The 11,802-nt window shown below is 64.0% G+C and carries 9 protein-coding genes; 7 read left to right on the forward strand and 2 right to left on the reverse strand.

Annotated features, from left to right (window positions below):
• The first annotated feature begins 222 nt into the window (after positions 1 to 222).
• Together ENJ37_09325 and ENJ37_09330 are read left to right on the forward strand one after the other, a co-directional pair.
• Positions 223 to 1,665, forward strand: a complete 1,443-nt coding sequence (locus ENJ37_09325) for a sodium/proline symporter (protein ID HHL40693.1) — start codon at positions 223 to 225, stop codon at positions 1,663 to 1,665.
• A 55-nt stretch (positions 1,666 to 1,720) separates the two neighbouring features.
• Positions 1,721 to 2,119 carry a YjbQ family protein gene (locus tag ENJ37_09330; protein HHL40694.1) on the forward strand — a complete coding sequence of 133 codons (399 nt, stop codon included), beginning with the start codon at positions 1,721 to 1,723 and terminating at the stop codon, positions 2,117 to 2,119.
• Here ENJ37_09330 and ENJ37_09335 read toward each other — a convergent pair.
• Positions 2,109 to 3,257 carry a hypothetical protein gene (locus ENJ37_09335; GenBank protein HHL40695.1) on the reverse strand — a complete coding sequence of 383 codons (1,149 nt, stop codon included), beginning with the start codon at positions 3,255 to 3,257 and terminating at the stop codon, positions 2,109 to 2,111. The genes ENJ37_09330 and ENJ37_09335 overlap by 11 nt on opposite strands.
• 288 nt (positions 3,258 to 3,545) lie before the next feature.
• Positions 3,546 to 4,412, reverse strand: coding sequence for a c-type cytochrome (locus ENJ37_09340; GenBank protein ID HHL40696.1), 867 nt, complete (start codon positions 4,410 to 4,412; stop codon positions 3,546 to 3,548).
• A 639-nt stretch (positions 4,413 to 5,051) separates the two neighbouring features.
• On the opposite strand from ENJ37_09340, the gene ENJ37_09345 reads away from it, so the two are divergent.
• The 5 genes from ENJ37_09345 (at position 5,052) to holA (ending at position 11,605) form a co-directional block, all read left to right on the forward strand.
• On the forward strand, positions 5,052 to 5,390 hold the full coding sequence (locus tag ENJ37_09345) for a P-II family nitrogen regulator (GenBank protein ID HHL40697.1): 339 nt from the start codon (positions 5,052 to 5,054) through the stop codon (positions 5,388 to 5,390).
• A 66-nt stretch (positions 5,391 to 5,456) separates the two neighbouring features.
• The gene (glnA, locus tag ENJ37_09350) at positions 5,457 to 6,869 is read left to right on the forward strand and encodes a type I glutamate--ammonia ligase (protein HHL40698.1); all 1,413 of its coding nucleotides are present in this window, start codon (positions 5,457 to 5,459) and stop codon (positions 6,867 to 6,869) included.
• Positions 6,870 to 7,286: 417 nt separating this feature from the next.
• Complete coding sequence (locus ENJ37_09355) at positions 7,287 to 9,872, forward strand: leucine--tRNA ligase (protein ID HHL40699.1); 2,586 nt, start codon at positions 7,287 to 7,289, stop codon at positions 9,870 to 9,872.
• Positions 9,869 to 10,390, forward strand: coding sequence for a hypothetical protein (locus ENJ37_09360; protein HHL40700.1), 522 nt, complete (start codon positions 9,869 to 9,871; stop codon positions 10,388 to 10,390). The genes ENJ37_09355 and ENJ37_09360 overlap by 4 nt, the downstream gene beginning before the upstream one ends.
• Positions 10,391 to 10,576: 186 nt before the next feature.
• Positions 10,577 to 11,605: a DNA polymerase III subunit delta gene (gene holA, locus ENJ37_09365; protein HHL40701.1), complete on the forward strand. Its 1,029-nt coding sequence runs from the start codon at positions 10,577 to 10,579 to the stop codon at positions 11,603 to 11,605.
• Positions 11,606 to 11,802: the final 197 nt, after the last annotated feature.

The raw sequence follows: 11,802 nt of genomic DNA on the forward strand, positions 1-11,802 counted from the left end.
TCGGAGAAATCTCGTTCCGCTTCAACCACAGAGACGAGGACATTTTCCCCTTGATTTACAGGCTGTTAAAGCGTACCGGCTATAACGAAATACAACAACTTTTGGTCCGGAATCGTTAGGTATTACCTTTACAAAAAGGTTCCCTCAGTGCAATAAATCGGAGTTTCCCTGGTGCTTCCCCATGCCCCCGGGAAACCGGGGGCATGGGGAAGGGTTTTAATCATGGGTCCTTCCTTGGCGCTTACCGTTTCCTTTCTGCTCTACACGCTCGGCATAGTCGTCGTCGGTCTCTACTCGGCCCGCTATGCCTCGCGCTCCACCTCCGACTACCTCCTTGCGCGCCGGGGGCTGGGGCCGTGGGTTGCGGCCCTCTCGGCGTCGGCGTCGTCGGAGTCGGGGTGGGTGACGCTGGGGCTTGTGGGCGCGGCCTTCAGCGACGGAGTCGCCGCCTTCTGGGTCGTTCCGGGCTGCCTTGCGGGCTACGCCTTCAACTGGTGGATCCTGGCACGGCCCGTGAACCGCGCAACCGCCGCGGGCGACGTCTACACCATGCCCGATCTGCTGAGTGCGCTCCTGGGCCGCTCCCTCGCGGTGCGCCTTGCCTGCGTGGCCGTCATCTTCGTCATGATGACCGCCTACGTGGCGGCCCAGTTCAACGCCGCCGGCAAGGCCTTCGAGGCCGTATTCCATGTGAGCTATCCGGCCGGCGTGCTCATCGGTGTGGCCATCGTCGTCGCCTATACCTTCACCGGCGGGTTCAGGGCCGTCGCCTGGACCGACTTTCTCCAGGGCCTTCTCATGTGGGCCGCCCTCGTCTTCCTGCCCCTCATAACGGTCGGCGAGGCCGGCGGATGGACGGCGCTCATGGAGCGGCTCGCCGCCGTGGATCCCTCGCTGGCGAGTCCCTGGGCCGGCAGGGAAGGGATGCTCGCAGCGGGGCTCGTCATCGGCTGGCTCGGCATAGGGCTCGGCTACCCGGGCCAGCCCCACGTGCTCGTGCGCTTCATGGCGGCCCGCGACGAGGCGGCCATAAGGCGCGGCCGCGTCATCGCCATGGGCTGGGGCGCCGTCGTATTCACCGGCGCCGTGGTCCTGGGGCTTGCCTGCCGGGTGCTCTTCGCCGACATCGCCGACGCCGAACAGGCCCTCCCCATAGCGGCGGTGAGGCTCCTGCCCGGCGTGGCGGCCGGCCTCATGCTCGCCGCCGTGCTGGCCGCCATATGCTCCACCGCCGACAGTCAGCTCCTCGCCGCCTCGGCCTCGCTCTCCCACGACCTCTACGCAAGGCTCACGGGAAAGGACCTCGACTCGCGCCACGTCGTCGCCATGGACCGCCTGGCCGTCATGGTCGTCGGCGCCCTGGCCATGACGCTTGCCCTCACGGAGAACAGGGTCATCTTCTCCTTCGTCCTCTACGCCTGGGCCGGCCTCGGCGCCGCCTTCGGCCCGCCGCTCATCCTTGCACTGCTCTGGGGAAAGACCACGCCGCGGGGAGCGCTTGCGGGCATGGCCGCTGGCTTTGCCACCGTAATCGTCTGGAAAAACGTCGAAGCCCTCTCGGGCTCGATCTACGAGCTGGTGCCCGCCTTCATCCTCTCGATGCTCGCCACCTGGACCGTCAGCCGCCTCGACCGCCGGGGACCAGCCGCCGCCATAAACTCGTAAGACGCTTCGTCCCCTGAAACTCGAGCAAAGGACCCCTAAAATGAAGACCTTTTCAATGGAAACCTTTTCAATCGCTACGTCGAGCCGTTGCGAGCTTGTGGAGATAACGGGCCGGGTTGCGGCCGTTGTCGAGGCCTGCGGCGCGAGCGACGGCATCGCCGTAATCTACATCCCCCATACGACGGCGGCGGTGACGATAAACGAGAACGCCGACCCCTCGGTTGCGCGGGACATCGTGATGAAGACCTCCAAGCTCGCCGAGCGTCGTGACCGGGACTACACCCACGGCGAGGGCAACTCCGACGCCCACGTGAAGGCGTCGATGCTCGGAAGCTCGGAGACGGTGATAATCGAGGAAGGGAGGCTGCGGCTCGGCACCTGGCAGGGCATATTTCTCGCCGAGTTCGACGGGCCGAGGAACAGGCGCGTATGGGTGAAGGTGATCAGCGGTTGAGCGACGCCGACGCGGCGTTAGGGCCCCAAAGTACGCGCAGGTCGAAGTCCGTGCGGGCGTCGAGCCTGCTTGCGACCCTGCTCACGGCGAACCCCTCCTTCTCGGTGTCCCTCATGCGCGGCTCGTCGTAGGGCGCCCCGACGGGGTCGACGACGGCGGCGACCACCGGGCAGTGGGCCTTGTCGCCGCGGCGGGTCACCACGCCGACCTCGCCGTTTTCGAGACGCACGAAAAGGCCCGGCGGATACACGCCCATGCGCTTTACGGCCGTCGCCGCTATCTTCTCCTCGAAACGCCGCCCGCCGGCAAGGTATATCTCGCGCATGGCCCTGTCGGGCGGGATGCCGCGGCGGTAGCCCCGCCCCGCCACCTTGGCGCAGTAGAGATCGCCGGCCGAGAGTATGCGGGCGCTTATGGGTATGCGGTCGCCGCTCAGCCCATCGGGGTAGCCGGAGCCGTCGAGGTGTTCATGGTGGCAAAGCACGGCATCGAGCCACACGGTGCTCGCCACACCGGCCTCTTCAAGGAGCCGGTGCGATACCCGCGGATGCTCCATTATGGCCTTTCTCTGCTCGGCCGAGGGCAACCCCCTCTGAACGTAAAGCTCCTCCTGGAGCTCGTTCATGCCGAGGTTCATGGTGAGACAGGCCGCCAGTACGGGGAGGCGCGCCTGCTCGGCCCAGGGCATGTACTTCATTACGACCTCGCAGAAGACGGCCGTGTCCACGGGATGGACGACGGTGTAGCGCCCCTCCCTCATGACGAAGAGGGTGGCCAGCGCCGCATCCTCGTCGATGGCGCAGGCCCGCTGCAACTCCCTGCCTATGGAGACGATCTCTATGACGAAGTCGCGGGTGAAGTGATCGCGCTCGAAGAGCCCGGCGAGCCTCTCTCTCAGCCTCTCTATGATGCCGAAGGGGGTGTTTTTCATCGCCTCGGCCTCGAGTCTCGCCTGGCGGGCGGTGAACTCGTCGTGCGAGAGGTGGAAGATGCCGCGCTCGATCAGCGCATCGAGCTGGCGCCTCGTCTCGATGACATACCCCTTGCGAAGCAGAAGCCGGCCGTGCTTGTTGTAGGCGCTCCACGGCAGAGGGCGCCCAGGCACTATCTCGTCCCTGTTGACCGGTATGAGCGGCATGGTGGCGTCCGAAGTCAAAGGGTGACGGCCGGGGACCCGGAAAGCTCCGAGCGTCCTCCGCCGCGCAAACCCTCGGGTGGAAGGGGCCTGTGACCGCCTGAGCGCAGACCCCCTCCCCCCAGAGAAAAGACCCCCGCAAGGCGAAAGGCCCCTCGTCCCGGACGAGGGGGCGGCTCGGGTCGACAGGCCACCCCGTTACGATTGTTCTGTTTCATCTTCATTATATTTTCAATCCACCCCCCTGTCAACAGGCCGGTAGCTCACGGGCGATACGGTGCGGGTCCGGTCTCAGTCGAGCCAGTCGGGGAGCCAGTCGAGTCCGGTGTCCTCTTCATCGGCCTCGGGACCGTCGCCGCCTGTGGAGCGGGCGCCGGTCTCTCCGCGCCTTATGGCCTCCACGTAGTTGACTATGGAGTCTATCATCTCCTCGTCGAGGGCGCCGAACTCGGGCATGTAGCGCTCGCCCTCGGGGGCGGCCCTCCCCTTTATGTAGTTTATGATGTCCCAGCGGTTGAGCCCGTCCATCACCGAGTGATCGGTGAAGTCAGCGGGACGGTGCTCGAGCTTTTCGGCCGCCCACCCGCGGCCGTCGCCCTTTTCGCCGTGACAGTTGGAGCAGTACTTCATGTAGAGGAGATGTCCCTTTTCGAGGGGGTCCTCCCTGTAGCGTCTCTCGCGCTCCTGGGGGGTGGGGCCCTCGAGGGGGCCCTTGTCCTTCTCAAGAAGGCGGATGTAGGCCACCACGTCCCTTATCTCGTCGGGAGAGAGCCTCTCCTTCCAGCCGGGCATCTGTATGAAGGGGAACATCTCCTGGCCGTAGGCTATGCGGTCGTAGAGCTCCTGGTCGCTCAGCAGCGACATGTACGCCCTGTTGGAGAGGTCGCCGGCCCTGATCCCGCGGATCCTCGCCCCCGGGCCGTCTCCCTCGCCCTTCCAGCCGTGGCAGTTGACGCACAACGACCTGTAGACCTTCTTGCCCCTGTCCAGCGAGACCCCTGCACCGGCGCGGGGGACCGCCCAGAGCGACAGTACCGCAAGGCCGCAAACCACAAAGAGCGCCTTCCATCTCATGGTGCACCTCCTCAGCTTGATTACTCCGGGGAAAACTTCCTGCAGAAGGGCCACGGGCCCGCGTTTCCCCCTGCCCCATCGCATGGCATTCGGATATTCGGCTGTACCGGGGGTCGGCCCGCGCCGGGCGGGGTTTTTTTACGCCTTTGCGGCCCGCCCCCCGGTACAGCCCCCAGGGCAGCCGGCGCGGGCAGCCTGGGGGAAACTTTCTGTAGAAAGTTTCCCCCAGCCCCCCTTCAAAGACTTTTAATTCCCTGCGGATCACCCCGATTTTGCTTGCAAAATCGGGGTGATCCGCAGGGCGTTAAAATTTTGGAGGGAGTCTGGGGGAACCGTGGGTCTGTGACCCTTTTCAAAAAGGTTCCCTCGGGATTTCCTCTTTTATCTTCACAAAAAAGGGAGACTCTGATATTATCCGAATCTTCGCGGCCGTTCAATCCCAAATCGGCGCAAACGGCAAGGGGCCGCGCAGTCCAGGGAGCGGCGGCAGGACCCCGCGCCTTCAGTCCGCCGGCGGGTGCCGTCGAACGTTGCCGCTTTTTTGTGCGGCCCATGCCCCTTTTTTAGGCCCCTTCCGGCGGCGGGCCTCGAAAAACATCCCATTTAAAAGCTTGACCGCCGGGCACGAATATTGCATAGTATGGTATCCGTTCTCGGACAACACAAGGGACGGCGCTATCCGCGCAGGGCCGGTGCGCCGCGCAGAGAAAAGGGGGAGGCGAGATGAAGAAGGTCGAGGCCATAATAAAACCTTTCAAACTCGATGAAGTCAAGGAGGCCCTCAACGAAATAGGCATTCAGGGCATCACCGTCTCCGAGGTAAAGGGCTTCGGACGCCAGAAGGGCCACACCGAGCTCTACAGGGGCGCCGAGTACGTCGTCGACTTCCTCCCCAAGATAAAGATCGAGATAGTAGTAAAGGAAGAGCTCGTCTCCAGGGTCGTGGAGACCATCGTCGAGGCCGCCAAGACCGGCCGCATAGGCGACGGCAAGGTCTTTGTCGTCTCCGTCGACGAGGCCGTGAGGATACGCACCGGCGAGCGGGGCGACGACGCCGTCTGAGGGCCGCGCACCGTCATCGCAATAAACCACGAAAAAAACACAAAGGCGGAAAAAGGAGGACATAACATGTCACCAAAGAACGTGTTGAAGGTAGCCCAGGAGAAGAACGCCAGGATGGTCGACTTCAAGTTCCTCGATTTCATCGGCTTGTGGCAGCATTTCTCCATACCGACAAACGAGCTCACCGAGGACGTATTCGAGGAGGGGCTCGGCTTCGACGGCTCCAGCATCCGCGGCTGGCAGCCCATCCACGCAAGCGACATGCTCGTCATGCCCGATCCGTCGACGGCCGTCATGGACCCCTTCACCGAGGTGCCCACACTGAGCCTCATCTGCAACATCGTCGATCCCATCACCAAGGAGCCCTACTCCAGGGACCCGAGGGCCATAGCCCAGAAGGCCGAAGCCTACCTCAAGAGCACGGGCATAGGCGACACCTTCTACGTGGGACCGGAGCCCGAGTTCTTCGTCCTCGACGACATCCGCTTCTCCACGGGCCCGGACCACGGCTTCTACTTCCTCGACAGCGTGGAGGGCGTATGGAACTCGGGGCGCGACGAATGTCCCAACCTCGGCTACAAGCCCCGCCACAAGGAGGGCTATTTCCCCGTGCCCCCCACCGACAGCCAGCAGGACATCCGCACCGAGATGTGCCTGGTCATGGAAGAGGTGGGCATACACGTGGAAAAACAGCACCACGAGGTCGCAACGGCGGGCCAGGCCGAGATAGACATGCGCTTTGACAGCCTGCTCAGGATGGGCGACAAGCTCATGTGGTACAAGTACATCGTCAAGAACGTGGCCAAGCGGTGGAACAGGACGGCCACCTTCATGCCCAAACCCGTCTTCGGCGACAACGGCACGGGCATGCATACCCACCAGTCCATATGGAAGGACGGCAAGCCCACCTTCGCCGGCGACAAGTACGGCGGACTGAGCGAGACGGCCATGTACTACATAGGCGGCATCCTCAAGCACGCCAGGGCGCTCAACGCCTTCTGCAACCCCTCGACCAACTCCTACAAGAGACTCGTGCCGGGCTTCGAGGCGCCCATAAACCTCGCCTACTCGTCGCGCAACCGCTCGGCCGCCATACGCATACCCATGTACTCGCCGTCGCCCAAGGCCAAGAGGATCGAGGTGCGCTTCCCCGACCCCTCGTGCAACGGCTACCTCGCTTTCTCTGCCATGCTCATGGCCGGCCTCGACGGCATCCAGAACAAGATCGACCCCGGCGACCCGCTCGACAAGGACATCTACGGCCTGAGCCCCGAAGAGCTGGCCAACGTCCCCTCGGCGGCGGGCTCCCTGGAAGAGGCCCTCGACGCCCTCAAAAACGACCACGAGTTCCTCCTCAAAGGCGACGTCTTCACCCAGGACGTCATCGACACGTGGATCGAGTACAAAACCGAACGGGAGATAAACCCCGTAAAGCTCAGGCCGACACCTCACGAGTTCGCCCTGTACTTCGACTGCTGAGACGCCGAAACAAAAAACGACAAACAAAAAGCCCCCGGAAAACTCAGAGAAGTTCCGATTAATTACCCTGGGGGAAACTTTCTGTAGAAAGTTTCCCCCAGACCCCCTTCAAAGACTTTCAATACGAGTCGGTTTCCCCCTGTCTTGCTCCGCAAGACAGGGGGAAACCGACTCGCTTTAAAAGTTTTTGGAGGGAGTCTGAGGGAACCTTTTTACAAAAAGGTTCCCTCAGTGGAATAATCGGAACTTCTCCGAGTCTTCCGGGGGCTTTTTGTTTTCAGCGAGTCTGTCAAGGGCGCGACCTTGAAAAGCCGCTTCGGCTGTGTTAAAAGATTTTCTTGTCTGCCCTATACTTACGGTGGAGCAGGCCGGGGGCTTCCCTTTGCGGGTCGAGCTTAGCCGGCAAAGAGGATATTTATGTCGAAGAGGTACGACCACAGAGAGATAGAGCTGCGTCGCCAGGGGCTCTGGGAGCGCGGCAACGCATTTGCGACCGTTGCGGAAGGCGGCGCCGAGACCTGCTACGTGCTCGAGATGTTCCCCTATCCCTCGGGGAGGATCCACATGGGGCATGTGCGCAACTATTCCATAGGCGACGTGGTGGCCCGTTACCAGCGGATGCGCGGGCGCAGTGTGCTCCACCCCATGGGCTGGGACTCCTTCGGCCTGCCGGCCGAGAACGCCGCCATACAGCACGGCATTCATCCGGCCCGGTGGACCGACGAGAATATCGCCAGGATGAGGGCCCAGCTCAAGCGCCTGGGCCTGAGTTACGACTGGAGCCGCGAGGTGGCCACCTCCTCGCCCGAGTATTACCGCTGGAACCAGTGGATCTTCCTCAAGTTCCTGGAGCGCGGCCTCGCATACAGGAAACGCTCGTCGGTGAACTGGTGCCCCCGCTGCTCCACGGTGCTCGCCAACGAGCAGGTCGAAGACGGTCTGTGCTGGCGCTGCGAGTCGGCCGTCCAGGCGAGGGAGCTCGATCAGTGGTTCTTCAGGATCACCGACTACGCCGACGAGCTCCTCGACTACACCTACAGGCTGCGGGGCTGGCCCGAGCGGGTCCTCACCATGCAGCGCAACTGGATAGGCCGGAGCGCGGGCGCCGAGGTGGACTTCCCCGTCGAGGGCTCGCAGGAGAAGATAAGGGTCTTCACCACGAGACCCGACACCCTCTACGGCGTCACCTTCATGAGCCTGGCGGCCGAACACCGGCTCATCGAAAAGATCGCCCCTGCCGACCGTCTCGGTGCGCTGCGGGAGTTCGCCTCGAGGGTGCGCGCCCGGGCGGCAGCCGCCCCCCGCGACGCCGAGCCGCCCAAGGAGGGGGTCTTTACGGGCGCGTACTGCATAAACCCCTTGAACGGCGAGCGCGTGCCCGTCTATGCCGCAAACTTCGTGGTGGCCGGCTACGGCACGGGCGCGGTCATGGCCGTGCCGGCCCACGACCAGCGGGACTTCGAGTTCGCCAGGGCCTACGGCCTGCCCGTGAAGGTCGTCATAAACCCGCCGGGCGAAGAGCTCGACCCCGCCGCCATGGAGAGGGCCTACACCGAGCCCGGGGTGATGACCGCCTCCGGCGACTTCGACGGCATGGGGAGCGAAGAGGCCGGCGAGGCCATAACAGAGCGTCTTGAAGAGCTCGGCTGCGGGCGGCGGACCGTGACATACAGGCTGCGCGACTGGGGCGTTTCGCGCCAGCGCTACTGGGGCTGTCCCATACCGGTCGTCTACTGCGAGGACTGCGGCGTCGTGCCCGTGCCCTATGAAGACCTGCCCGTCGTGCTCCCCGAGGACGTGGACTTCTCGGGCCAGGGGCTATCGCCGCTTGAGTCCTCGCCGTCCTTCGTGAACGCGCCGTGTCCGCGCTGCGGCCGGCCCGCAAGGCGCGAGACCGACACGATGGACACCTTCGTCGATTCGTCGTGGTACTTCCTGCGCTACCTCTCGCCCAGGGGAGAGAACGCACCCTTCGACAGGGACGAGGCCCGTCGCTGGATGCCGGTGGACCAGTACATAGGCGGCATCGAACACGCCGTCATGCACCTGCTCTACGCCCGGTTCTTCACCAAGGCCCTGCGCGACATGGGGCTCGTCGACGTGGACGAGCCCTTCGAAAGGCTCCTGACCCAGGGGATGGTCTGCAAGGAGATAACCCGCTGCGCCGAGCACGGCTACCTCGCCCCCGAGGAGGTAAGGGACGGCAGATGCGCCCACTGCGGCGCGCCCGTGGAGATAGGGGCAGTGGAGAAGATGTCCAAGTCCAAGAAGAACACCGTCGATCCCGATCACATAATCGAGCGCTACGGCGCCGACACGACCAGGCTCTTCTCGCTCTTCGCCGCGCCGCCGGAAAAGGACCTCGACTGGAGCGAGGAGGGGGTGGAGGGGGCATACCGCTTCATCGGCAGGGTCTGGCGGCTCGTGACCGAAGAGCTCGACACCCTGGCCTCCACGCCCCCCTACGACCCGGCCGTCGATCCCCCCCTCGAGGGCGAGGCCGCCGGGCTTCGCCGCTCCACCCACGCCACCATAAAGAAGGTCACGGCCGACATCGAGCGGCGCTTCCACTTCAACACGGCCATAGCGGCCGTCATGGAGCACGTGAACCTCCTCTACCAGTTCAGGGCCAAGGCCGGCGGCGAGCTCGAAAGGAAGGTCATGCGCGAAGGAGTGGAGGCGGCGCTTCTGCTTCTCAGCCCCTTCGCCCCCCACTTCACCGAAGAGCTCTGGGAGATGCTCGGCAACAGGACGCCGCTCCACGAGACCCCCTGGCCCGACTACAGCGAAGAGGCCCTCGCCGTTGAAAGCGTGGAGGTGGTGGTGCAGATAAACGGCAAGGTGCGAAGCCGCGTCACGGTCCCCGCCGGAAGCGACGAAGAGACGGTGCGCGAGCGCGTCATGGCCGACGAGCGGGTGCGGCGCTGGACAGAGGGCAGGGAGGTGAAGAAGTTCGTCTACGTGCCCGGCAGGCTCGCAAACGTGGTGGTGGCCGGTCGATGAAGGGGGCCGCGGCACGGAGCGGGGCGGCGGCCGCCCTGCTCGTCGCCCTCGTCTCGGGCTGCGGCTACCACGTGGCCGGAAAGGGCGGCGAGATGCCGGGCGGCGTAAAAAGCCTCGCCATACCCTATTTCAGCAACGAGACGGCCCGCCCCGGCATAGAGACGGTCATCACCTCGGCCGTCATAGACGAGTTCCTCCACGTGGTGCGCATAGCCGAGCCCCCCGAGGCCGAGGCCGTCATGGAAGGGGCCGTCACCGGCTACGAACTGCGCCCCATGGCCTACACGGGCAGCGACGTGACCCAGGAGTACCGGCTCGTCATCACCATGTCGATCCGTATCGTGAGCGCCGCCACAGGCAAGGTCCTCTGGCGCGACGACCGCATAAGGGACTACGAGGACTTCACCGTAGACGCGGCCGACGTGACGGCCACCAAGGAGGCCGAGCTCCGGGTGCTCGAAAAGATGGCCGCAGACACGGCGCGGCTCATAAAGGAGAGGATACTGGAGGACTTTTGATCCACGGGGTTTCGCAGCGGCGCGCCCCCCTTTGCGCCTCCGGGGGAAACCTTCTCCGGCGGAATAAATCAGGGAAGCTCTGATTAATTACCCTGGGGGAAACTTTCTGTAGAAGGGCCATAGGCCCACGTTTCCCCCAGGGTAATTAATCAGAGTTTCCTCAGAGCTTCCAGAGGTGCTTGGAAGATGTCAAGGAAAAGCGGCGGCGCTCGCTCGGCCGCGAACACCACCCCGCCGCCCGTGCTCTACATCTACGGCGACGACGACTACCTCGTCGACGAGGCGCTCGCCGCCGTGAAGCGCGAGGCCCTCGGCGGCTCAGCCGCGGGTTTCGAGTCAATGAACGTCCAGGTCTTCGACGCCGGGTCCCTATCCGTAGCCGAGGTCATGGCGGCGGCCCGCACCCTGCCGGCCTTTGCGCCGGCAAGGGTCGTGGTCATAAGGGAGGCCGCTTCCCTGAGGGCCGCGGACCAGCGCGCCGTCCTCGAGTACGCCCGCGACCCCTCGCCCACGACCCGCATGGTGCTCGTCGCCCATACGCGCAAGGTGGGAAGGGAGTCGCGGCTCTTCAGATACCTGAGCGAAAAGGGGGCCGTGAAGGTCTGCAACCGCCTGTCCAGAGAGGGGCTGGCCCGGTGGGTGCGGCGCGCCGCAAAGGGCCGGGGAAAGGAGATCGCCGAGGAGGCCGTGGAAAGGCTGCTCGACAATACGGGCACGAGGCTCAGGGACGTAAGGGGCGAGCTCGAAAAGATAATGCTCTTCTGCGGAGAACGCACCGTCGTCGGCCTCTCCGACGTGGCCGACGCGGGCCTTGAGTGCCGGGAGGACTCGATCTTCGACCTCACCGACGCCATAGGCCGAAGGGACGCCAAGAAAGCCCTGGAGCTCTTCGCAAGACTCTCCGGCGAACCGCCTCTCATGGTGCTGGGCGCAATGGCCAGGCAGTTCAGGATACTGCTCAAGCTCAAAGCCCTCGACAGGGCCGGCGCCCCGCCGGCGCGGATCCAGAAGGAGACGGGCCTCTGGAGATCCCAGGTCGGGAACTACCGGGCCATGAGCGCCCGCTTCGGCGAGGAAGAGCTGGTCCGGGCGCTCAAACGGCTCCAGCAGGCCGACATGGCGCTGAAGACGGGCAGCAGGCCCTCGCTGGAACTCACAAGGGTTATAGTGGACTTGACGGGCGGGATAAAAAGGGGCTCCGCTTTGCCTCACTGAGGTAACCTCTTTATGACCCTTCTACAGAAAGTCTCCCCCGGAGTAATTGATCAGGAAACTCTGATTAATTACCCTGGGGGAAACTTTCTGTAGAAGGGCCATAGGCCCACGTTTCCCCCAGACCCCCTTCAAAGACTTTCAATACGAGTTGGTTTCCCCCTGTTTTGCCTGGCAAAACAGGGGGAAACCAACTCGCA

It is taken from the genome of Deltaproteobacteria bacterium (assembly GCA_011375175.1).
GTDB lineage: Bacteria > Desulfobacterota > GWC2-55-46 > GWC2-55-46 > DRME01 > DRME01.